At 56.1% G+C, this 22222-nt stretch carries 20 protein-coding genes; 10 read left to right on the top strand and 10 right to left on the bottom strand.

Annotation, left to right across the window (positions count from 1 at the left end):
• Positions 1 to 21 precede the first annotated feature (21 nt).
• Together yidD and CLV44_RS10355 are read left to right on the top strand one after the other, a co-directional pair.
• Positions 22 to 303, top strand: a complete 282-nt coding sequence (yidD, locus tag CLV44_RS10360; RefSeq protein WP_425436436.1) for a membrane protein insertion efficiency factor YidD — start codon at positions 22 to 24, stop codon at positions 301 to 303.
• A gap of 32 nt (positions 304 to 335) precedes the next feature.
• Positions 336 to 2513, top strand: coding sequence for a sodium:solute symporter family protein (locus CLV44_RS10355; RefSeq protein WP_106592042.1), 2178 nt, complete (start codon positions 336 to 338; stop codon positions 2511 to 2513).
• 27 nt (positions 2514 to 2540) lie between these two features.
• Here CLV44_RS10355 and CLV44_RS10350 read toward each other — a convergent pair whose 3' ends face one another.
• Complete coding sequence (locus CLV44_RS10350; RefSeq protein WP_106592041.1) at positions 2541 to 3353, bottom strand: mechanosensitive ion channel family protein; 813 nt, start codon at positions 3351 to 3353, stop codon at positions 2541 to 2543.
• A gap of 131 nt (positions 3354 to 3484) precedes the next feature.
• Here CLV44_RS10350 and CLV44_RS10345 point away from each other — a divergent pair, with 131 nt between their 5' ends.
• The 3 genes from CLV44_RS10345 (at position 3485) to CLV44_RS17335 (ending at position 4628) form a co-directional block, all read left to right on the top strand.
• Complete coding sequence (locus CLV44_RS10345) at positions 3485 to 4057, top strand: TIGR04211 family SH3 domain-containing protein (protein WP_106592040.1); 573 nt, start codon at positions 3485 to 3487, stop codon at positions 4055 to 4057.
• A 115-nt stretch (positions 4058 to 4172) separates the two neighbouring features.
• Positions 4173 to 4415 (top strand): GrxA family glutaredoxin, encoded by a 243-nt coding sequence (locus tag CLV44_RS10340; protein WP_106592039.1) that lies wholly within the window; start codon positions 4173 to 4175, stop codon positions 4413 to 4415.
• Positions 4416 to 4490: 75 nt separating this feature from the next.
• Positions 4491 to 4628, top strand: a complete 138-nt coding sequence (locus tag CLV44_RS17335) for a hypothetical protein (protein WP_170069316.1) — start codon at positions 4491 to 4493, stop codon at positions 4626 to 4628.
• A gap of 24 nt (positions 4629 to 4652) precedes the next feature.
• On the opposite strand, the gene CLV44_RS10335 is transcribed toward CLV44_RS17335, so the two are convergent.
• A complete protein-coding gene (locus CLV44_RS10335; protein WP_106592038.1) occupies positions 4653 to 4859 on the bottom strand; it encodes a hypothetical protein in 207 nt (68 codons plus the stop codon).
• Positions 4860 to 4896: 37 nt separating this feature from the next.
• Positions 4897 to 7410 carry an EAL domain-containing protein gene (locus CLV44_RS10330; protein ID WP_106592037.1) on the bottom strand — a complete coding sequence of 838 codons (2514 nt, stop codon included), beginning with the start codon at positions 7408 to 7410 and terminating at the stop codon, positions 4897 to 4899.
• A 47-nt stretch (positions 7411 to 7457) separates the two neighbouring features.
• Here CLV44_RS10330 and ptsP point away from each other — a divergent pair, with 47 nt between their 5' ends.
• From ptsP to CLV44_RS10315, 4 genes are all read left to right on the top strand, one after another.
• Positions 7458 to 9857, top strand: a complete 2400-nt coding sequence (gene ptsP / locus CLV44_RS10325) for a phosphoenolpyruvate--protein phosphotransferase (protein WP_245912660.1) — start codon at positions 7458 to 7460, stop codon at positions 9855 to 9857.
• Between the two features lie 80 nt (positions 9858 to 9937).
• A complete protein-coding gene (locus CLV44_RS17330) occupies positions 9938 to 10081 on the top strand; it encodes a hypothetical protein (RefSeq protein ID WP_170069315.1) in 144 nt (47 codons plus the stop codon).
• Positions 10065 to 12047 (top strand): flavohemoglobin expression-modulating QEGLA motif protein, encoded by a 1983-nt coding sequence (locus tag CLV44_RS10320; RefSeq protein WP_106592036.1) that lies wholly within the window; start codon positions 10065 to 10067, stop codon positions 12045 to 12047. The genes CLV44_RS17330 and CLV44_RS10320 overlap by 17 nt, the downstream gene beginning before the upstream one ends.
• A gap of 20 nt (positions 12048 to 12067) precedes the next feature.
• Positions 12068 to 12619 carry a mechanosensitive ion channel domain-containing protein gene (locus tag CLV44_RS10315; protein WP_106592035.1) on the top strand — a complete coding sequence of 184 codons (552 nt, stop codon included), beginning with the start codon at positions 12068 to 12070 and terminating at the stop codon, positions 12617 to 12619.
• Here CLV44_RS10315 and CLV44_RS10310 read toward each other — a convergent pair.
• Both CLV44_RS10310 and CLV44_RS10305 read right to left on the bottom strand, forming a co-directional pair.
• A complete protein-coding gene (locus CLV44_RS10310) occupies positions 12608 to 13447 on the bottom strand; it encodes a class II glutamine amidotransferase (RefSeq protein WP_106592034.1) in 840 nt (279 codons plus the stop codon). The genes CLV44_RS10315 and CLV44_RS10310 overlap by 12 nt on opposite strands.
• Before the next feature lie 3 nt (positions 13448 to 13450).
• Entirely contained in the window at positions 13451 to 14641 is a 1191-nt protein-coding gene (locus CLV44_RS10305) for an MFS transporter (RefSeq protein ID WP_106592033.1), read from the bottom strand.
• A gap of 261 nt (positions 14642 to 14902) precedes the next feature.
• Here CLV44_RS10305 and CLV44_RS10300 point away from each other — a divergent pair, with 261 nt between their 5' ends.
• Positions 14903 to 15706: a response regulator gene (locus tag CLV44_RS10300; protein WP_106592032.1), complete on the top strand. Its 804-nt coding sequence runs from the start codon at positions 14903 to 14905 to the stop codon at positions 15704 to 15706.
• Between the two features lie 18 nt (positions 15707 to 15724).
• On the opposite strand, the gene CLV44_RS10295 is transcribed toward CLV44_RS10300, so the two are convergent.
• The 5 genes from CLV44_RS10295 to CLV44_RS10275 all read right to left on the bottom strand — a co-directional run bounded on the left by CLV44_RS10295 (position 15725) and on the right by CLV44_RS10275 (position 22206).
• The gene (locus CLV44_RS10295) at positions 15725 to 17524 is read right to left on the bottom strand and encodes a methyl-accepting chemotaxis protein (RefSeq protein ID WP_106592031.1); all 1800 of its coding nucleotides are present in this window, start codon (positions 17522 to 17524) and stop codon (positions 15725 to 15727) included.
• Positions 17525 to 17641: 117 nt separating this feature from the next.
• Positions 17642 to 18328: a M48 family metallopeptidase gene (locus tag CLV44_RS10290; RefSeq protein WP_106592030.1), complete on the bottom strand. Its 687-nt coding sequence runs from the start codon at positions 18326 to 18328 to the stop codon at positions 17642 to 17644.
• Positions 18325 to 20301, bottom strand: a complete 1977-nt coding sequence (locus tag CLV44_RS10285) for a transglutaminase TgpA family protein (RefSeq protein WP_106592029.1) — start codon at positions 20299 to 20301, stop codon at positions 18325 to 18327. The genes CLV44_RS10290 and CLV44_RS10285 overlap by 4 nt, the downstream gene beginning before the upstream one ends.
• Positions 20298 to 21281 (bottom strand): DUF58 domain-containing protein, encoded by a 984-nt coding sequence (locus CLV44_RS10280; RefSeq protein ID WP_245912659.1) that lies wholly within the window; start codon positions 21279 to 21281, stop codon positions 20298 to 20300. The genes CLV44_RS10285 and CLV44_RS10280 overlap by 4 nt, the downstream gene beginning before the upstream one ends.
• Entirely contained in the window at positions 21265 to 22206 is a 942-nt protein-coding gene (locus tag CLV44_RS10275; RefSeq protein WP_106592028.1) for an AAA family ATPase, read from the bottom strand. Before CLV44_RS10275 ends, CLV44_RS10280 begins: the two co-directional genes overlap by 17 nt.
• Positions 22207 to 22222: the final 16 nt, after the last annotated feature.

Genomic DNA, 22222 nt, shown 5'->3' with positions numbered 1-22222 from the left:
TGGTTTCAGGGATTCATGCACATGATCAACCGGTTACTGACTCGACTGCTGATCGCTGCAGTGCGCGTCTATCAACTTGCCATAAGTCCTTTCCTCGGTAACAACTGCCGCTTCTATCCAAGCTGTTCCAGTTACATGATCGAAGCCATTCAGCTACACGGCGCGCTCAAGGGCCTGTACTTGGGTACACGTCGCCTCCTGCGCTGCCACCCCTACTCTGAAGGCGGGATTGACCCGGTGCCCACACACTGTTGCCACACGCACACCCAAAAGTCTCCGACCACAACCGACTACACTGAATAAATTACCGGTTTTTGCCCGTTAGAGGTGCATTGATGTTTTCTCCCCTGAGTGTTCTGCTGGTTATTGTGATTTATGTCGGTCTGCTGTTTGGACTGGCGCAATGGGGCGAACAGCGCACTCGTCGAGGTCGACCGATCAATTCCGGTACCATTTACGCGCTATCGTTGTGTGTGTATTTCACCACCTGGACATTTTACGGCAGTGTCGGCTTCGCAACCCGATCAGGACTGCTGTATCTGGGGATTTACGCCGGTGCCCTGCTCTCACTGTTCTTCTGGCAATACACCATCAGGCGGATGATCGCGGTTAAGGAAACCTTCCATATCACCAGCATCGCTGATCTGATTTCCACCCGCTACCGGCGCTCGCAACGCATCGCGGCAATGGTGACACTGATCGCCTTGCTCGGATTATTGCCCTATATCAGCCTGCAACTTGAAGCGGTGATACGCTCACTCCGCCTGATCACCCACGAAGGTGCCGGACAGATTCACTGGAGCTCATCCGGCCTGTTGATCACGCTATTGATGACCGTATTCACGATTCTGTTTGGTGTACGCCGCCTCGATCCGACCGAGCGCCATCAGGGCATGATTCTGGCGCTGGTGGCTGAGTGCCTGGTCAAGCTGTTGGTATTCCTCACCATCGGCCTGTATATCAGTTATTACTACTTCGATGGCCCCGCCGACATCTACCAACAGATCAAGCAACATGACCTGGACCACCTGCTCAGTTCCGGCGGCGATGACAGCGGCATTCAGTGGCTGACTCTGATCATACTCAGTTTTGTCGGTGTCCAGCTGCTGCCCCGCCAGTTCCATGTCGGTGTGGTTGAAAACGTGTCGCCCACCCACCTGGGGCGGGCACTCTGGATGTTCCCGCTCTACACCGTGCTGATCACCCTGTTTGTCATTCCCATCGCCGCCGCAGGTTTGATTCTGGGTCTGCCCGCCCAGTCGGCCGACTTCTTCATGTTGCTGGTCCCGCAGGCACTGGACCAGCCCTATATGGCACTCCTGTCGTTTCTCGGCGGTTTTGCCGCCGCCAGCGGCATGGTGATCATCACCACGATGACGCTGGCCACCATGGTTTCGAACCATCTATTACTGCCAGTCTGTGAAAAGTTCCAGCAACTGGCCTGGATGCGAACCTGGCTGCTGCAGGTCCGCTGGGTACTGGTCGCCATTATCCTGTTTGGCAGCCTGTTGCTGGCTCGCCTGCTGACCGACACCTATATGTTGGTCGCGGTCGGCATGATCTCTTTTGTGGCTGCCCTGCAGTTTGCCCCGGCAACTTTTCTGGGGCTGTTCTGGAGTCGGGGTAACAGCATGGGTGCCTTGCTCGGCCTCATGGCCGGCTTTATCGCCTGGGGCTGGACACTGATCATTCCCGCCTGGGTTGAAGAAGGCTGGCTCCCACTGAGCCTGCTGAGCATGGGACCGTTCGGCATCGACTGGTTGCGCCCACAGGCGCTGTTCGGCATGGACCTGCCATCGATTCCCCATGCGGTACTCTTTTCACTGGCCCTCAACACCCTGTTCTACCTGCTCGGCTCATGGCTTTATACTCCGCAAAAGCAGGAACGCACCCTGACCACCGAGTTCCTCTACACCACCCGTGCGCTTCGCACCCAGGAGAAAGCCCGACCAACCGGCCTTAACGCCTATGTCGAGTTGGCCCCGAAGCTGGTCGAAGCCGAGCAACTGCTACGCCGCTATCTGGGTGAGGAAAAGGCACAACAGATTGTCAACCGTATTGCCGACGACTTACAGGTCTACGACAAGAGCCATATATCGGTGGTGGAGCTGATGGAATTCCACCGCATGCTGGAACAGATGCTGGCCGGTGCCATCGGGGCCGCCAGCGCGCATACCGCGATTGAAGAGAATATCCGCTATACCGACCGTGAACGCTCGGACCTGACGTCACTCTACAGCCATATCGTCAACGAACTTCAGGGGTCATACCGTTTTCACCCCGACAAGGCTGATGAGCCTGAAAGCCGTGGCCTGGATATGCTTGAGGAACTGCAGGATCAGCTGGAACACCTGCAGCTGAAGACGGACCAACAGGCCCGTGAGCGGGAACAGTTGGAAGCCAAGCTGGAGAGGCAATATCAGGAAATATTCGATTATCGTGTAGAGGCGCAACGTCTGCGACAGGAAAACGAGACGCTGCGCCAGCAGGTAGCGGGCCGAAGTTCGGAGTGATCACTCGGCCTGCCACCTCCGCTGATATCAGTCGGCCGAGGTCGGCTGCTGGTGCAGGTGAACATCCATCTGCGGGAACGGAATACTGATACCCTGACGGTCGAATTCCAGCTTAACTTTCTCGGTAGTATCCCAAAGCACGGGCCAATAGTCGGATGTTTTCACCCAGGGACGTACGTTAAAGTTAACGCTACTGTCCGCCAGTGCCGCTACGGTCACCACCGGTGCCGGATCCTTGAGCACCCGCTCATCCTGCTCGAGGATTTCCAGCAGAATACCCTTGGCCTTGCGCAAATCATCGCCGTAACCAATGCCGAACACCATATCGACTCGACGCGTTTCACGCTTGGAGTAGTTGATGATGCTGTCATTGTAGATCTTGCCATTAGGCAGAATAATCTCGCGATTATCTCCGGTACGAAAGATCGAATTGAAAATGGTAATGTGTTCTACGATACCACTGACACCACCGGCTTCAACAAAATCACCTTCACGGAACGGCCGAAACACAATCAACATGACACCTGCGGCAAAGTTCTTCAGCGAGTCCTGCAAAGACAGGCCGATCGCCAAGCCCGCAGCGCCAATCAAGGCGATCAATGATGTGGTATCCACGCCGAGCTGGCCCAGCGCAGCAACCACCACGAACAACAAGAGCATCGCATGCGCAATTGAGCTGACAAAATTGACCAGCATCGTATCCATTTTGGTTTTACGCAGGACACGCCCCAATATATTGATCAGCAGCTTGACGACCCAACGACCAACGATGAAAATCGCAATCGCCATGGCAATATTGATCGCCCATGGCAGGATGTATTCTTGAGAGAAAGATTCCATGTAGACTCCCATATGGATTCAGGTACAAAAGCGTTAAATTACGCTGCCGTTCATATTCCGGACAGCTCCTGAAAGATAAAGTGTTTGTAGTGTAAAATCATGCGTTTGTTGCTTCATCTGTTGGAATCATTATGAAAAAAGCTCTCTTTTTGACAGCGCTGCTAAGCCTGTCGCTGCCCGCATGGGCCGAAACGGGTCATATTGCCGATGACGTATACGTATTCTTTCACGGCGGCCCCAGTAACGAGTACCGCATCACCGGCCGGGTCAACAGTGGCGAGCGGATCGAAATCCTCGGACGTAACAGCCAGACCGAATATGTCCAAATCAAGACCGAAAGCGGACGTGTCGGCTGGGTGCCAGGCCAGTTTGTCGGTACCGGCGACAGTAAACTGATCGAGTTACCTAAACTGGAAAGCGCTCTGGAACAGAGCCGCCTCACGATCAGTGAACAGGCGGACACTATCGAGAAACTCAACAGCAGTCTGAGCCAGCTGCAGCGCGAGAGCGGTACTTACACCGACCAGATCCGCTCACTCAATACCGAGATTCGTGACCTCCAGTCTCAGATCAGCAATATGGATCAGAGCAACCTGATGCGCTGGCTCACCTATGGTGGCCTGATTGCGTTTGGCGGTGTCGTTTTGGGCCTGATAGTGCCTTACTTGCCACGCAAGCGTAAGCGTCAGGACGACTGGTTCTGAGAGGTTCGATACGGTTGATAGCGATGGGCAATCAGCTGGATTGAAAGCCTTCATTAGCCTCTTGCCGCCAGACAGGGTTGAATAGACCCATAGCGAATCAACAGGAGAGGCAACGATGGAAAAAGTGACGATCTTCGGACGTGAAGGCTGTGGTTTTTGTCAGCGGGCAAAAGAACTGTGCGACATCAAAGGGTTTGCATACCGCTATATCGACATTCACGCAGAAGGTATTTCCAAGGCCGATCTGGAACACACCATCGGTAAACCGGTATTAACCGTGCCGCAGATCTTTGTGGGCCAGGAACATATCGGCGGTTTCACCGAGTTCTCGGCCAAGGTTACCGCCGCAGTGAGCTGAAGCGAACTAATATGCGTAAAGGGAAACTTGATCCCGAATCAGTGGTCACATTCGTAACAGAACAGGAGATTCTTTATGCTGAGTACATTACTGGCTGTATCATTGCTGACCGCTGCAACCCTGGGCGCAGCATGGTTGCTGTCACGTCAAACCCGCACGCAGCACGTCCCCGTACCGGTGCGCATTGATCAACCAACACGCCAGAGACGTTAAACCTGATTATTGTCGTAATGTCGACTAACCGCTGTACCCGTTGCCAGCAACGGGCAGCGGGTCCAATTCCGCATAGCCTTCGTCCGCAGCCCAGTAACGACGCCCCTGTTCAACCCTGATGACACCGGTAAAGCGTTGTTGAAGATAGACTACTGCATCTTCCAGTGTTTCTATATCACACAGAATCACACCGCCTCGGTCATTATCCGTGGCAAAAATATAACTCTTCAACTGCTACTCCGCCTGTACACATATTTCATTTGACCCGTCACAACCGCTGTGACAGCTCTGTCGCCCATTGGATCAATGCAGCCGAAGACATCGGCCGGGCAATATAGTAGCCCTGCGCCTGATCACAGCCAAGTTGCTTCAACACCTCAAAATCACTTACTGACTCAACGCCCTCAGCGACCACCTCAAGATCCATCGCATGTCCCATATCGATCATTGCCTGTACCAGACGCCCACCCGTATCCGATGCACAGATCTGACTGACAAAGCTGCGATCGATTTTGATGACATCCAATGACATATTTCGGATGTAACTCAGGCTGGAATAGCCGGTACCGAAATCATCAATCGCTATCCGCACACCCTGTTCACGCAGTTTAATCAACGCCCGCTCGGTTGCTTCAGCACTGTGCATGAAGCAGGTTTCCGTCAACTCAACCACGAACTGATCGGCCGGGAACGCATGCTGCTGCAATACCGTCATGATCCGATCCGCCACCTCCCCTCGCTGGAATTGGCGCACCGAGAAATTCACCGACAACTTCATGTGCAGATCATGACGCGCCCACTGGACCGCCTCACTAACCGACCGCTCCAATACCCAGTTGCCGATCGCCTCAATCATGCCTGCATCTTCAGCAACCGGAATGAACAGCTCGGGCGAGACCGCTCCCAATTCAGGATTGTGCCAACGTATCAGCGCCTCCACCCCAACCAGCTGGCCACTTTTAACACATAATTGAGGCTGATAAACCATGCTGAATTCATTACGTTCCAGCGCCTGCTGCAACAACCCGGCAATATGGTAACGGCTCAGTGTTGCGGCATGCTGTTCCGTTGAAAAAAAGCAGCATGTATTGCGTCCACTCTCCTTCGAATGCCGCAACGCAACCTCGGCGGCACGAATCAGAGCTTCACTGGAAGGCGCATCCTGTGGTGCCAATGCCACGCCCATACTGACCTGCAACCTGATTTCATCGTGACTGATCCAGAAGGGCATCGATAACACACGACCCAGACGCTCCAGATACGCATTCAATGCCGTATGGTCTGGCAGCTCCGACAATATGATGTAGAACTCGTCACCTGCCGGCCGAGACGCCGTGCCGGAACCGTCCAAAGTAGACTCAATCCGCTCAGCCACCTGCTTCAACAGCAGATCACCGCCCTTGTGACCGAAGCGATCATTCACCTGCTTGAATAGATCCAGATCCAGAGCCACCAGCGCCATTAATTGCTGCTGCTCACAACTGTAGTGATAGGCCTGCTGTAGCCGGTCTTCAAACAGGTGCCGATTTGCCAGCCCGGTTACACTGTCAAACCACGACAACTGCCGCACCCGCGCTTCAGATCGCTTGGTTTCAGTCAGATCATGGAAAATGGCTGCGTACTGCGTCACTGCGCCCGCGTCATCCTTGATAGCGGTAATACTGAGCCATTCAGGGTAAACACTGCCATCCTTGTGCCGGTTCCAGATCTCACCCTGCCAACTGCCCTCATCCTGCAAGACACTCCAGAGACGGGTATAGAACTGCGCATCGTGACGCCCGGAGCTGAGCATATTCGGATTATTACCCAGCGCCTCCCAGGGCTCGTAACCCGTGATCGCGGTAAACGCCGGATTTACACTTTGAATATGCCCCTCGGCGTCGGTAATCAACACCCCCTCACGAGAGGTACTGACCACGCGTTCAATCAAACGCAGATTGTGCTGTGATTGGTTGAGCGCGTGGCTCTTGTCGTGCAGCAACGTTCGTAGACGATAGATGTAATCCATTTCGACACTGCGCAGGATATCGCGGTAGGACGCCAGGCCGATAACCTGCCCAGAGCGATCCTTGACCCCGATATGACGAAAGCTGTTTTCCTTGAAATAACGGCGAGCATTGAACAGGCTCATATCACCGTCAACGGCGACCAGTTCCGGTAGCGCCAGCTCAGCCAGAAGCGTATCCAGACATTGACGCTGTGCCAGCAAACGCATCACATCCGTATCGGTCATGATCCGCCAACCAAACTCATCACCCCCGACCAGCACAGCCGAGTAATTGACGCTGTACATTCGCTCCACGGCCATGCGCAGACTGCATGAGCCCGGCAGCCGCAAGACATCAAAGTTGGTAGTTTCGTTCAGGGATTTGAGGAACAGATCGTGCGCCAATCCCTGGTTATTGATGATATCGCTTTGGCTTACGATCCCCAGCCGCTGTCCTGTCGCTGCAAATACCAGCGCATGTGTCGCATTCTGACTGATGAACTCAAACCCAAGCTCGTCAACGTCCAGATCGGCACTGACATGAAGAATCGGCAACAATGCTTCGACATGGATCCGGGCATCAGCCCCCTGTTCAAGGATGAGCCGCATTGCTCGACGACGTGTCATCAAGCCCAACGCCTGCCCCTGCGCTTCGATCAGGATGGCGCCCACCTTATGGGCGGCCATGCACTCAATCGCCTCAGCCAGTGCGCTGTCCAATGCCAGGCTGATGACGTCGGGCTGGCAGATAGCGGCTACACGCAGAATCGACTGTTGTCTGGAGTTATCATTCATCTCCGCAGATTAACACGGCCGCTTTCGATTACAGAATGGCCAGCATCATGCAAAAGGCATTTACTGTGGTGCAAACGTTGCTCTGCCACGCAGCCTGTGCCAGCATCGTACTCTATACCCTGCCTGATTTCGGAATTCGGCCCATGTTGCAGCCCTCGCTCAGTGCCCTTACCACGATTGTTGAACAGATCGCACGCACCGGCGATCCCCGTGACGTTATGGGGAATATTGTCCAGCGCCTGCGTGAATTGATGCAGGTCGATGTCTGTAGCCTCTACCTCTGTACTCCTGACCATCAGCACCTGATTCTGGCTGCAACCGAAGGGCTGTCTGCGAACGCGGTTGGCAAGGCCAAGCTTAAACTGGACGAAGGTCTGGTTGGCCACATCGCCGCGTCATTGAGCACACTGAACCTGGGCGATGCTCCAACGGACGACCGTTTCGTGTTCATTCCCGAAACCCATGAAATGCCATACCACCGTTTTCTGGGTGTACCGCTCCTGCACCTGCGCAAACTGATCGGGGTATTGGTCATTCAAGGCCGTGAGCGCGACCCTTTCCCCCAGGAAGCCGAAGCCTTTCTTATCACTATTGCTTCGCAGCTGGCAGGCACCCTGTCACAGCTGCAAAGCCAGGGCGGCTGGTATGAAAAGCGCAGCCCGCGAGATGGCTATCGTCGCTTCACGGGGCTAAAGGGTGCCCCCGGGCTCGGGTTGGGCAAGCTCTGGCTGGTTCGTCCCCACCTGTCACTGGACCAGATTGACGCTGCGTGCAGTGCCGATCACGATGCTGAAAAGGCAGCGATCACAGCCGCCATCATAGCCGTTACTGAAGAGCTGGAATCAGGGTCCGGGCATCTGGGACAGCACCTTCCCGGCGACCTCAACGCCCTGTTCAGTGTGTACCAGATGATGCTGCAGAGCCCCGAATTGAGCCAGCAGATACTCGCCAGAATCGATGCCGGCGATAACGCACCCTGGGCACTGAAACAGACCATCAGCGCAATGGCCGAACAGTTCCGCCAGGCAGATGACCCTTATCTGCGAGCACGCGCCGAAGATATCTGCAACATCGGCCAACGGGTATTGAATCAGCTGCTGTCGAGCGAACGTCCGTCCATTGAAGCACCGGACGAAGCACTGATTCTGGCCGGTGAATTGATCAGTATTGCGGATCTGGCGGAATTCCCGCTGCATCAAATCCACGGCATCATCTGCACCCAAGGGTCGGTGCTCTCGCATACCGCTATCCTGGCCAATGCGTTAGGTATTCCAGCCGTCATGGGGGTCGAGCAATTTACGCCTGAACATCACCGCGGAGCCAACGTCATCGCTGACGGCCATCGCGGCGAATGCGTACTTAACCCGCCAGCTCCGCTGTTGGCTGAATACCGGCGCATGATCGACGAAGAACAGCGCTTCATGCAGGAACTCGAACGTCTGCGTGACCAGCCAGCGGTCACTACCGATGGTTTCCTGGTCAATCTACTGACCAATACCGGTCTGCTGGCCGATGCCACACCAGGCCTGCAACGCGGTGCCGAAGGGGTAGGACTGTATCGCTCTGAAATACCGTTCATGATCCATGACAGCTTCCCGACCGAACAGGAGCAGTTCGGCTTATACCACAAGGTGTTGAAGGCTTACGCCCCGCGCCCGGTCAACATGCGCACGCTGGATATCGGCGGCGATAAGCAACTACCCTATTTCGACATCAGCGAGAGCAATCCCTATCTCGGCTGGCGCGGCATTCGCTTTACCCTGGACAACGCCCAGCTGCTGATCAGCCAGATACGCGCCATGCTCAGAGCCGATGTCGACAATGGTAACCTGCGCCTGCTGGTGCCCATGGTCAGCCGCGTCGATGAAATGCAGAGCTTTCGCCGGTACGTCGAGAAAGCCGTGGACGCACTGAATCGTGACGGACACCCAGTGCGCATGCCAGAGATCGGCATGATGATCGAGGTTCCTTCGGCCATGCTGCTACTGCCTCGCCTTGCCCCTTATGTCGATTTTGTGTCGATCGGCTCCAATGATCTGACCCAATACCTGCTGGCAGTGGATCGCAACAATCCGCGGGTTTCCAACCTGTTCGATCACTTGCACCCGGCCGTACTGGTAGCCCTGGAACAGATCCACCAGCAGTGCGAAGCACTGCACTTGCCCGTATCGCTGTGTGGCGAAATGGCCTCAGACCCGGCTGCCGTGCTGCTCCTGACCGCAATGGGCTACAGTACCCTGAGCCTGAGCGCCTATAACATCCCGCGGATCAAGCTGCTGTTGAGATCGGTCAGCCGTGAGTCCTTGCAGCCATTGCTGGAACAAACCCGGCAGTGCAACAGCGAAACCGAAATACGGGCACTGATCGCACCGCTACTTGAAACCGTGGGCTGGAGTCAGGATAAGCGCCCCGGCTTGCTCGCAAAGGGTGCCGAGACAGCGCCATGAATCAAGTACAGTACACATCCACGTCTTGACGAAAAGCACGCGCATTGAAGCCCACAATAATACTTGTAAGACTCCCGGTTATGGCGTCCAATGCGCGCACCCCCGCAGGGTGCTCAGTCCCGAGCCAGGCACCTATCACCCTCGCGCCCACTGAATACCCACAGCCACTGGCGCGCTTCGACGCCAGTAACGGCAAGGTGATTGAAGATGCAGACGTTATCTGAAGCCGCGATTATTACCCTGATTGAAAACCGCCAGCCGGTACATGCCCGACTGCGCAACGGCAGCCTGAGCATTCGTATTGACGAGTATGTTCCTCTGGTCTGCACCGTGCTGCATGCCGGTACTGCCTTGCGTCCCGATGTGGCCCAGCGACTGGCGATCAATCCCGAACAGCGGTTGCGTTTTGAATCGGTCGGCACCCAGATGCTGGCAGACATGCTACCGATCACTCTGGTCGCGGAAGAGTCACGCCTGGCCTGTGATCTGAACGTATCGCTGACCCAGTGCATGCGCAAACGCATTGATGGCCGCAGCCTCTGGCAGCGCCCACCGACCAAAGCGATGCAACAGCGCGCACGTGGCCTGCACCAGGGGTTTTATCACCTGCTCGATGCCCTGCTGGATGCACTGGAAGAAGATCACGGCCAATGCCTGCTGATCGACCTGCATAGCCACCCCCGCAGCAACAGTAGCGATAGCGGCATATTTCATATCATCGACAGCCAGGTGAAAATGCCGGATGGTGAAGCCGTTATCGCCTGCCTGCAACAGCAGCTACAGACCATTGAACTGCCCCATCAGGACGTCAGCATCTCTACAGGCGAGGCGGAACAGCAAGGCGAGTACCTCAGCGCACACGTTAACACGCGCCATGAGCATACGTTGACCGTGCCACTGCAGATTGATCCCATTTTCCGTGACACCAATGGCAACCTATACCCACTGCTGGTGGATGCGCTGCGCACCGGCCTGCACACCAGCCTGTATGCAGCCGCCGCCACCCTGGCTCAACAGGGCTCTGACCGCACGGTCACCAGCCATGACCTGATGCCCAGTGAACTGCCGCCGGAAGTGCTGCGCGTCGACCGTGCACTGAAAAAACTGGCCAAGGGACTGGAAACCCTGCTGTACATCAACCCGATCAATATAGCGCGGGAAGAACGCCAATTTCTGCGCAACAGAGGGCGCTATCAGCCTCAGTTCCGTTACCGCCAGCTCCGCATCGACCCCTATGTTCACCGGGAAAAGCTATACCGACTGCCGGTTGACCGTATCCGCGACCCGGCACTGCGCCAGCTCTACCGTGAAGTGATTGATGCGCTGGCCGAACGTATCGACCTGCTGGTCAGCATCGGTTCCGAACGTTTTATGTACAACTCGCTACGCTACTATGGCGAACCAACCAGTGAAGACCTGGCCAACGCCCGTTTCCTGCTGCATGCTGCCGAGCGACCGGAGGAATCCAACGGTCCACGCTTCAGTGCCGATGAGATGATCCCCTTCTTCGAGCAGAAAGCTCAGGACTGGGGGCTGGAATGCAAGGTTGAGTTGTCCGATCGCCTGTTGGCCAAGGCCATGGTCAACAACGGTCGCAAAGCCCTGATGGTACGGCGCAGCACAACCGCCAGCGAGTCCGAACTGCACGCCCTCGCCCACCATGAACTGGGCGTACACATGGTGACTTCGCTGAATGCGGCCGCGCAGCCGCTGAAAGTATTCACGCTGGGCTTGCCCGGCAATACCCATGCACAGGAAGGACTGGCAATCCTGAGTGAGTTTCTGTGCGGACACCTCACACTCAAACGCCTAAAAAACCTGGCACTCCGCGTCATTGCCGTGGACCAGATGCTGCGCTACAACGACTTCTGCCGCACCTGGCGCACCCTGGTCGAAGACTACAAATGTGATGACGAAGAGGCCTTCAAAATCACGGCGCGGGTACATCGCGGCGGCGGTTTAACCAAGGACCATCTGTACTTGAGCGGCTTCAGCCAGGCCCTCAAACTCTGGCGTGAAGGTGATATTCGTGGGCTTTATGTCGGCAAAACCGGCTTCAACTATCTACCGTTGATCAATGACCTGCTGGCACGCGGACTGGTCGAACCGCCCGCATATCTGCCGGACAGTTTGAAAAACCCGCAGCCCAGCAGTCCCGAGATCGCCTATCTGGTGAACTGCATCCGCTGAATAAACAAGGAGTTTGACCCATGTGGGAAACACAACTGGCCCTGACCGGAGCCGCCATTGCTGCATTGTTTACTGCACGCTGGCTCAGCAGCCGGTTACTGGATCGTATCGGATTGCAGAAGCAAGTGGCCAACCACCGCCTGCTGGTTGTGAAACGCTTCTTCGGCCTGCTGCAGCTGATCGTCACCGTGATGCTGGTCTGTATTATCTGGGGAGTGGATTATGCCGAGCTGATGATTCTGTTCTCATCCGCGTTTGCGGTGATCGGCGTGGCGTTATTTGCCCAATGGTCGATCCTGAGTAACATTACCGGCAGTATCATCATTTTCTTCGCCTTTCCCTACCGGATCGGCGACCGTATACGTGTACTGGACAAGGATGACGACATTACCGGCATCATTACCGAAATTGGTCTCTTCCATCTACATATTCGCTGCGATAACGGGGAAGTCATCCATTACCCGAACAACCTGATCCTGCAGAAAGCCGTGCGTAAACTCTCGGCTACACCGGCTACACCGGCGACACCAGAACCACCGGCTCTGCCTAACAATCAGGATTCAATCGTGTAACTGTTCCAGGCTTTCACTCCACAGGGTCAATCGGGGACAGCGGTCCAGTAGCTGTCCATCCCTGAACATCAACACCTCGCCTTCCGGCAGCGGTTCCCAGTGACGGTTATCAAGCGGCACACTGGCCAACATCGCAGTAGGCACATCAGCCAGGCGCTCTATCTCCATCCCGTCGATATCGCTGCTGTCACTGGTATCACACTGCAACAGGTGCAGCCCTGGTGCAGCAATTTCGCCATCCGCCTGACGGCGCCGGTCACTATGGGCAAACAGCAACTCACCGTCACTATAAAGGAAGTTGGCGGGCCCCAACTGGCGCAACCGCGCGGCAAAGTCCGCCACAATGGCCAGGCGTACATCCGCGTCTGGGCGACCGCCGTGCCACACCGCGCTGATACGCGCCATCAGCACACAGAATGCCCGCTCTGAATCAGTTTCACCCACCGGCCGATAATGACCAGTCGGAAAACGCTTGGGATTATGGATGAAACGGTTCAGGTCACCGTTATGTGCAAACAGATGCATAACACCACCGGCCTCACGCTGAAACGGCTGAGTATTGCGCAGCGCCACATCACCCTGAGTCGCATGCCGGATATGCCCCATGAACAGAGTTGCTGGCGTGTGACGCCCGGTCAGCCAGTGTGCCGTTGCGCTGTGCGCACAAGCAGCCGCTTCACGGATAAGCTGCACGTCGCCCTCTTCATGCCAGGCAAAGCCCCAGCCATCGCCATGAAGGCCTTCCAGGCCACCATGACGGGCAAAACGCGCCAGTGACAATGACAGATGAACCGGCTGTACCGTGGTGATTGCCAGCAACTCACACATGCTTTACGAGACCTTCAATGGCTGTACACCGACCTCGGCCTCACGCCTGACCGGCTCCAACAAAAACAGAGCCATCAGAGTAAAGCCCACCACCGGAATCATCAATACATTCATCGTCGCCCACCCCAGGCTCGATTCAAGCCAACCCGCTGCCAGCGCCGACACCGTCACCGTACCGAACACCAGGAACTCGTTGGCCGCCTGAGTCTTGGCCTTCTCTGCAGGACGATATGTACCCGTCAGAAACGACGTTGCGCAGATAAACATCCAGTTCCAGCCAACCCCCAGCAGCAGCAGTGCAGCCCAGAAGTGCCATTCACTCTGGCCGTGCAGATTGACCGCAATGCAGGCAAGCATCACCAGCGCCCCTGCTTTCATCAGCCTTACCTCACCAAAGCGGCGGATCAAATGGCCGGTAAAAAAGGATGGCAGGTACATGCCCAGGACATGCCATTCGATCACGTTGGCGGCGCTGGCAAAGGTATAACCACAGCGCCCCATCGCCAGTGGAGTCGCCGTCATCAGCAGGTTCATCACCGCAAAACTGACCATCCCGGCCAGCACCGCCATGATGAACCGCGGCTGTAACATGATGGCACGCAACGGCCGGGTGACCCCAGCTGCTTCCTGTACCATCGGCGGAATGCGAATACGCAGCAGCAACACCAGCGCCAGCAGGTAAACCCCGGCCAAAACGGCAAAGGCACCGCTGAAATCGACACCCCACTGCAGATCGCGGCTATGGACCGCAAGATTAGGACCCAGAACGGCGGCGATGACGCCCCCCAGCATTACCATGGAAATGGCGCGACTCTCATGCCCCTTCTCACAGACTTCTACTGCCGCAAACCGGTACAACATACCGAATCCGATCCCAACACCCAGCAGCGACGTGCCCAAACAGAACTGGCTGAATGAACCTGCCTGCAACGCCCACAAACAGACCAGCGCGCCTGACAGGCCGATCATATTGCCCAGCAAGAACCCATTGCGCCGCCCGGTGCGCTGCATGATCAGTGACGCCGGAATTGTCGCCAGCATCAGACCGATAAACTGGAAGGCAACCGGTAACGTAATCAATGCCTCCGACGGTGCCAATTGCTGGCCGATCAGCGCATTGACCGACACCAACAACACATTACCGGTGTTCAGTAACGCCTGACACAGTGCCAATAACCAAACATCTCTGTTCATATAACCGTCTCATCCAAGTCAGACGCATATTAAATGAGTTCGCTACCCTCGATGCAACCCGGAGCGCTCGAACACGTACGTCGATCATCACGGCCCTGGCAAATGTGTATTTAGCGTAGATATTTTGAGACACTGCTCATCTGTTTTTGTATATTGCATCGTGGAGAGTTACTCTCCTTGGTTAACCAGATAAATGACTGTGCTGTTAGTCACCGGGCTACCAAAAGCATGTCATACCGCTCGAACTGAATGAGAATAACTATGAACCTCGACGAACTGCTGGTACTGGTGATTGAGCCGTCCAAACTGCAACGCACAATCATTATCGACTTTCTGCGTGAGGTCGGCCTGCAAGCCATCGAACCCTTCACTGAAGCCGGACCGGCACTGGAACGCATGCAACATGTGGTACCGGATATCGTGGTGTCATCCATGCACCTGCCCGATATGACCGGAACTGATCTGCTTAGCCAGATGCGCAAGACCCCTGACCTGATGGATGTGACCTTCCTCCTGATTTCATCAGAAACCCACTACCGCTATCTGGAGCCGATCCGCCAGTCCGGCGCCATCGCCATTCTGCCTAAACCTTTCCGCAAGGAAGAACTGGAAATCGCGCTGCGCAACACCATGCACTATATCCGCGATACTCAGGATAATGAGCCGCTGGACAACGACGAACTGGAGTTCATGCAGGTACTGGTGGTTGACGACAGTCAGCTATCGCGCAAGTTTGTACGCAAGAGCATGAATGCGATCGGGATCGAGCAGGTTGTGGAGGCCAAGGATGGAGCTGAAGCACTACAGATCATGAAGCAACGCCGTTTTGACCTGATTATCTCCGACTACAACATGCCCAACATTGACGGGCTGGAGCTGGTGGAACACATCCGCCACTACAGTGACCAGCCCACGGTTCCGGTCATGATGATCACCTCGGAACAAAACCAGAGCCGCTTGGCAGCGATCCAGAGCGCAGGCGTATCGGCCATCTGTAATAAGCCGCTCAATTACGAAACCCTGAAGCAGCTGGTGCGTCAGTTCACGACCGGTACCGACCTCTAAACGAGGCCGGCACCGGTTTCAACCGGCATCCTTGAGCAACTGCTCGGGATCAAAGCCCATAATCAGTGCCCCCCAGTGCTTGCCATTGATATACAGCGGAATCGACAGGTCGTTCAGCACTTCGCCGGTATCGCGGATAAATGTCTGCAACAGAAAAGGAGAGGTGTGTGATGCACGCCTCTTTTCGGCACGGTTACCGGCAAAGATCCGGCGCTGGCGACTCTGCAGATTATCGACCTTGTAATCACCGCTCATCGGCTTCGATACTTTGGCATGATGCGCCGGTGCATAGCCATTACGGTCAACTGCGATGGCGTAGATGAACTCGGGACGCTCGGCTATGAAACGATCAAAAACCGGCTGCAACATGCGTTCAAAACGATCAGTATAGCCGCAGTCATATTTCTCGGGCGATTGTCCTTCATTGGTACGACGGTAGCTGTGATCGAACAGATTCACTCCCTCGCTTTGCAACCGCTCCATCGCCGACAGTGTTTCATGCGCCCACTGCTTGCCGGTCTGGATCATCCGCTCGAATCCGCCATAGCCGATGATAAAGCGTGACAACAGCTCCTGGGTTTCTTCGGTCGAGATCTCCAGCTCTTCGGAATAACTGCGGGACTGCGCCATTTCGTCACGAATACCTGCCGACAGCTCGGTAATTTCCCGCACATGACCATGCGACTCCCGGTTGGTATGTGACAGTTCATCAATCGCCGCGCTAATGCCGGTCAACTGGTTATTAACTTCTTCGAAGTCTGACACCATGCGCGAGAACTGCTCGTTGGTGCTGGTGATGAAGCGATCGGTGTTACCAATATATTCCAGTATATTACGAGCGCTGCTGCGGGTGTCTTCTACCAACCCGGACATTTCTGCAATATTTCGATCAATTTCCTGTGTGGCATTACTCACTTTTTGCGAGAGAGAACGTACTTCGTCGGCGACCACCGCAAAACCGCGCCCTGCTTCGCCGGCACGGGCCGCTTCAATTGATGCATTCAGCGCCAGCAGATTAGTCTGGTCGGAAAAGTCTTTCACCATTGACAAGATTTTGGTGATGTTACCGGAGTTTTCGCCAAGCTTGACGACTGTATCCTGAAAGCCCTGCGCCAATTCGCAAACCGCACGTACCTGCTCATGTACACGTTTCAGCTCGTTGCTGGAACCATGGACTTCCTGCATGTTGCCGCTGTTTTGCTCACTGATGGTGAGCGTACTACCGGCAATCTCATCAATGGCTTGGGTCGATTCCTGGCTCGACTGGAACACCAGTTGCGCCTGGCTTTCCTGGCGTTCGGCCGAGCTGTGTGCCTGGATGACCACCTTTTGCAGGCGGGTTGCACACAACGCCACACTGACTGAACGCCGCTGACTTTCGGCGATCATTTTTTTCAGGCTATCGGCAAACTCGTTATACGCCGCCGCCATGTCGGAAATTTCATCATGGGTATATTCCGGCAAGGTTCCGGAAATATCGCCATCCTTATCCTTGATCGCACGCAGGATATCGGTCATCTGCCGAATCGGACGCAAAAACAGATGGCGCATGAAGAAGATGGTAAAAATCCCGGCAACCAACGCCACACTGATCGTGATACCCGTCGTCAGTAGCAATGCGGACAGGCTGTTTTCAATGGCTGCCTGCTGCTCGGACGTCAAGGCAAGGTCGGCCACGACCTGACGGATATCAGCCGCAAAGTAGCTGCCCACCAGAATCAACACCACGTGAGGCAGAAGCAGAAACAACACATTGCCGACTATTTTCTTGGTGAGTGTATTAAACGCCGCTTGTTCGATCGCTGTATAAAGACTCATCACCGCCCCATTATTATCATTATTGTGGTTCACGTCGGCCTGATCTCTCAGACTGTTGATGAAACGTCTTCTTTTTGCCACAGCCGTACCGAATACACCATCCTCCTAAGGTATCAATCACCACTTCAGCCAATGTGTATAGTCTGTCATTTCACGGCGCAGCTGCGGATGTTCATGACAGTGGTGCCGCAACAACCGCTGGAACTCAGGCCCATGGTGCATGTGCCGTACGTGACAGAGTTCATGGAGAATGACGTAATCCTGCAGCGCAGGTCGTAGCTGCAACAAGCGCCAGTTAAGCGTTACCTCCGCACGGCTGGAACACTGCCCCCAGCGCGCACGCCAGCTACCGACATCCACCGACGCCGGCACCAGACCAGTTCTCGCGCTCAACACAGCGGCCCGCGCCGGCAAGTGATGCTCGGCCTGCCGTCGATACCATTGCTTGAGCAACGCTGACACCGCCTCTGGCTCGGCACGCCGCACCCGTGACGATAATGCGACGTGCATCTGCTCCGCTACACATTCAACACTACTGCTCACGCCCCGTCGCCATACCAGCGGCAGCATTTGCCCGTGCCAGGGCACGCAGCCATTCTGCTCAATGCGTACACCGAGGCGTTCCAGCTCGTGCTGCTGACGCTGAAGGTGACGTTGAATCCACGTCTTGCGGCTTTGCACAAACGTATCAATCATCGCCAGACCCGCCCGTGTCGGCGCACGCACAATCACCTCACCAGCCTTGACCTGTATCGACACTGTTTTACGCCGAGGGCTGCGCAGCAGCTGGTAGACCACCGTCATGGAATGCGCCGCCCGGGCAGTTCACGCAATAGCTGGCGACAGAGCTGTAACATTTCCGTGCGCATCGTTTGATCAGCTCCGGCAGCATAACGCTGCTGATCATCCAGCCAGGCCAGTCTGAGCATCTGGCTTTGCTGCTCGGGCCAGTAACCCGCAATGCGCTGCAGCCACATGGACAGGGATTCAGCGGGCTGACGACGGCAATTCTCGCCCGTCAAGCGTTGTTGCAAGCGCAACAGGGCACGTTCAAGCGGATCTTTTATCCGCACCCGACGTGGCCGTAACTGCCACCAGGCAACGCCACCGAACACCGCCGCAGTCGGCAGCAACCACGCCAGGATCAGACGCCATTGCTCGCTGCCGCCCAACCAGTCCTTCAGCAGATCGGATTGCTGCCCTTGGTAGTTCAGCACCCAACGCTGCCAGGCGTAATTGAAGGCGTCATAGCGCTGACGCATATCACGCAGCCATTCAAGTTCCAGTCCACCACGACTGAAGCGTTCGTTATTGGCATTGAAAAATTCACCTGCCGAGGTACGGATACGCTCGGGGGCTACTGCCGAGGTTGGGTCAAGTCGCTGCCAGCCCTCACCGTCGAGCCACACTTCAACCCAGGCGTGAGCATCATACTGGCGCACCTGCAGATAGCGTTCGTACGGGTTCCACTCACCGCCCTGATAGCCGGTCACCACCCGTGCCGGAATATCGGCGCTGCGCAGGACAAACGCCGTCGCGCTGGTAAAATGTTCGCAGTAGCCCTGCTGACTGTCGAACAGAAAGCGGTCAACACTGTCACTGCCCAATCGCCCCGGTGCCAGGGTATAAATGAATTCACGGTTGAATTGCGCCAGCAATTGCCGAATCACCGCCTGAGGATCCCCGTTGTTGGCAGCCAACAACCGCTGAGCCAAGGCCCGGCTCTGCGGATTGCCAGACGCAGGCAACTGTAGATAGTGCTGCCGTTCGGCAGAGGTCAGTAACGGTTGCAAACGGTAGCGCGTCACGGCACTGGCCTGATACTGGCGGCGGCGCTCCAGCGGTGCGTCAAGGTGCAAGGTGCGTACTGCACTCATTCGCAAGCCTGGCTCTACTGCAACCGGTTGATCCAGTGCGACCAGCCAGGGACGCCCACTGGCCTCCATAATGACGTCGTATGGCTGCTCAGGACTCAATGGCGTCAGCTTTTCTGCACGCAGTGAATGCCTGACGGCCGGTTCCGGGCGGCTCCAGCGCCGACCATCAAAATGGCTCAATACCAGTGCGCGCCAATAACGCTGATCCGGTGGTGGCACTTCGCCACTGAATGTGGCTCTGAAAGCCAGCTCGCTTGACTGCGACAGCTCACTGATATCCCCCGGTGACAGTTCGTCAGACAGTCCGGTTTTAGCCGTTGCCGTATCGATCGTCACCGACCAGAACGGCTCCAGTCGCGGAAACAGGAAAAACAATACCAGCATGAAGGGAATCGCTGGCAGCAGCATGTGTAAAGCGGTTTTCAGATTGTCACGATAACGATTGGCATCACTGGCCTGCTGAATGCTGTTCAACGCGGCCAGCGTCAATATGACCACCAGCAGGATGTACCCTGCCATCCAGACCGATTCATTGAACAGAAACGCCGTTGCCGCGACAAACAAAGTCACGAACAGGACAATCAATGCATCCCGCCGATGATAGATTTCAAGCAGCTTTAGCGCCAAAGCCACGACCAGCAGGGCCACCATGGTTTCCGGACCGGCCTGGTGGTTGAAACTCAGAATCAGCCCCCCACTGGACGCCACCACCAGCGCCGTTTTCACTGACCAGTGCGGGAATGACCAGCGGCCCCGGTGAATCATCAACCGCGCCCCAAGGCTTGCCACAACCAACACCGGCACCCACAGCGGCAGCCATTGCAGATGCGGCAACACCACGAGCGCCACGGCCAGCAATTGCCAGACCACCGCCGTACGGCTTATCTGCTGCCCCTTCATGACGCGTCCTCCAGACCATACAGCGCCAATGCAGACAACGCTCGGACACGATGCCCCTCGCCCCGCGCAGGCGTGAGCACAAACTGGCCCAGGCGTAACCCGAAACGCACATCACGAGCCGACAGTTCCAGCACCCAGGCGGTCAACCGCGATAAACGTTTCTCAAGTGCTTCACTGCCCAAGGCATCCAGGTCAAGCCATAGGTCAGGGTCCTGATGACCTGCGAAATGCTTGGCATGCAAACCGCGTCCACGCGCATAGCTCTTCCAGTCAACCTGGCGCGGTGACATGCCCGGCTGAAAACGCTCAAGCCCGGCAAAATCATCATCGCCATTACGCTGCGTAATGGCATCCCGGCCATGGCCGGCCGCCGGCTGCAGTGATGCCGGCAATGGCGCTTCCAGCGGTAGCGGATAGACCAGTGTTTTCATGTCCAGATTGAGCCATGCCCAGGCACGAAACAACCCCAGAGGATAGGTGGTCTCCACTTTAACCCCGCCAGGATTGAGCCAGCCACGCCGAGGCGCAGGACAATACAACCGAAGTGCTTGCCGAGGCTGTAGCAGATCCACCACACAGGGCTCACCCTGTCGCTCCAGAGTGAACGTCAGCTGCTCAAACCTGCGCGTCGAGTGACGACACAACTCCAGCTCGAACCCCGCCGACTCGGTGGCAAAACAGGGCGCAGCATCCAGCACCCGCACCTCGATACCGGCCAGATTACTGTAGGTATGAAAGATGGCGACCATAAAGATCCCCAACAGCAAAAAGGTCAGGGCATAGATCAGGTTGTTTTCATAATTAATGGCCATGACCAACATCAACAGCAGCACCAGCAGAAAAGCACTGCCTGCACGAGTTGGCAGGATGAAAATCCGGTTTTGCGTCAACCGGTGGGAACGGGCCGGTCGCTGCCGTGACAACACCCAGCGCCGCATGCGCGCACGTAATGCGTGCCGCCATTCACTGACCAATGACATCCACCTCAGCCAGCAATTGCGCGACCAGACGATCCCCTTCATGACCGGCAAGGTCATCTGCTGAACGGATACGGTGCCCCACTACCGCATCCAGGACGGCCTGTACATCTTCGGGCACCACGTGATCACGCCCGGCCAGCCAGGCCCAGGTACGCGCACACCGCAGCAGCGCTAGCCCGCCACGCGGGGATACACCATAACTGAACCCGACCGCATCGCGCGTGTGCTGCAATAGGCGCTGCACATAGCCGATAAGGCTGGAAGAGGCATGTACCTGTCGGCAAGCCGCTTGCGCCTGCAGCAGCTGCTCAGGAGTCAAACATTGAGCCAATTGCCTGGCCTGGAGATGAGTACCCCCTCCAGCCAGCAGCTGACGCTCAACCTCCGGGGCCGGATAGCCCAGCGTGATCCGCATCAGAAAACGGTCCAACTGGGATTCTGGCAGCGGAAACGTACCAAACTGACTGGAAGGGTTCTGCGTTGCAATGACAAAAAACGGCGTTGGTAATGTAAACCGCTCACCATCCACGCTGACCTGCCCCTCCTCCATCGCCTCCAGCAGCGCCGATTGTGTTTTCGGAGTCGCCCGGTTGATCTCGTCTGCCAGCAACAGCTGAGTGAATACCGGCCCGGGGTGAAAACGGAAACGGCTGTCATTGGCATCAAACACCGATACCCCAATGATATCGGCCGGCAACATGTCACTGGTGAACTGAATACGTGTATCCGCCACACCCAGCACTCGCGCCAACGCATGTGCCAACGTGGTTTTACCCATACCCGGAACATCTTCAATCAGCAGGTGCCCTTGTGCCAGCAGGCAGGTCAGTGCCAGTCGAATCTGCTTCTCCTTTCCCAACAAAACACCAGACAGTGCCTCCAGCGCCTGCTCTACATGCTTCCTTACCGGTTCTGCTTCAGCCACAACAACGCTCCCTCAA

Origin of the sequence: Marinobacterium halophilum, assembly GCF_003014615.1 — a bacterium.
GTDB lineage: Bacteria > Pseudomonadota > Gammaproteobacteria > Pseudomonadales > Balneatricaceae > Marinobacterium > Marinobacterium halophilum.
This window is presented reverse-complemented; position numbering and strand designations above follow the sequence as displayed.

What these genes read in the sequence shown, in the direction of transcription:
- CLV44_RS10295 (WP_106592031.1), bottom strand. Translation starts at nt 17,524, where the DNA reads ATGAGTCTTTATACAGCGATCGAACAAGCGGCGTTTAATACACTCACC.
- CLV44_RS17330 (WP_170069315.1), top strand. Translation starts at nt 9,938, where the DNA reads ATGGCGTCCAATGCGCGCACCCCCGCAGGGTGCTCAGTCCCGAGCCAG.
- CLV44_RS10290 (WP_106592030.1), bottom strand. Translation starts at nt 18,328, where the DNA reads ATGACGGTGGTCTACCAGCTGCTGCGCAGCCCTCGGCGTAAAACAGTG.
- CLV44_RS10345 (WP_106592040.1), top strand. Translation starts at nt 3,485, where the DNA reads ATGAAAAAAGCTCTCTTTTTGACAGCGCTGCTAAGCCTGTCGCTGCCC.
- CLV44_RS10310 (WP_106592034.1), bottom strand. Translation starts at nt 13,447, where the DNA reads ATGTGTGAGTTGCTGGCAATCACCACGGTACAGCCGGTTCATCTGTCA.
- CLV44_RS10315 (WP_106592035.1), top strand. Translation starts at nt 12,068, where the DNA reads ATGTGGGAAACACAACTGGCCCTGACCGGAGCCGCCATTGCTGCATTG.
- CLV44_RS10285 (WP_106592029.1), bottom strand. Translation starts at nt 20,301, where the DNA reads ATGAAGGGGCAGCAGATAAGCCGTACGGCGGTGGTCTGGCAATTGCTG.
- ptsP (WP_245912660.1), top strand. Translation starts at nt 7,458, where the DNA reads ATGCAAAAGGCATTTACTGTGGTGCAAACGTTGCTCTGCCACGCAGCC.
- CLV44_RS10280 (WP_245912659.1), bottom strand. Translation starts at nt 21,281, where the DNA reads ATGTCATTGGTCAGTGAATGGCGGCACGCATTACGTGCGCGCATGCGG.
- CLV44_RS10305 (WP_106592033.1), bottom strand. Translation starts at nt 14,641, where the DNA reads ATGAACAGAGATGTTTGGTTATTGGCACTGTGTCAGGCGTTACTGAAC.
- CLV44_RS10330 (WP_106592037.1), bottom strand. Translation starts at nt 7,410, where the DNA reads ATGAATGATAACTCCAGACAACAGTCGATTCTGCGTGTAGCCGCTATC.
- CLV44_RS17335 (WP_170069316.1), top strand. Translation starts at nt 4,491, where the DNA reads ATGCTGAGTACATTACTGGCTGTATCATTGCTGACCGCTGCAACCCTG.
- yidD (WP_425436436.1), top strand. Translation starts at nt 22, where the DNA reads ATGATCAACCGGTTACTGACTCGACTGCTGATCGCTGCAGTGCGCGTC.
- CLV44_RS10340 (WP_106592039.1), top strand. Translation starts at nt 4,173, where the DNA reads ATGGAAAAAGTGACGATCTTCGGACGTGAAGGCTGTGGTTTTTGTCAG.
- CLV44_RS10320 (WP_106592036.1), top strand. Translation starts at nt 10,065, where the DNA reads ATGCAGACGTTATCTGAAGCCGCGATTATTACCCTGATTGAAAACCGC.
- CLV44_RS10355 (WP_106592042.1), top strand. Translation starts at nt 336, where the DNA reads ATGTTTTCTCCCCTGAGTGTTCTGCTGGTTATTGTGATTTATGTCGGT.
- CLV44_RS10350 (WP_106592041.1), bottom strand. Translation starts at nt 3,353, where the DNA reads ATGGAATCTTTCTCTCAAGAATACATCCTGCCATGGGCGATCAATATT.
- CLV44_RS10300 (WP_106592032.1), top strand. Translation starts at nt 14,903, where the DNA reads ATGAACCTCGACGAACTGCTGGTACTGGTGATTGAGCCGTCCAAACTG.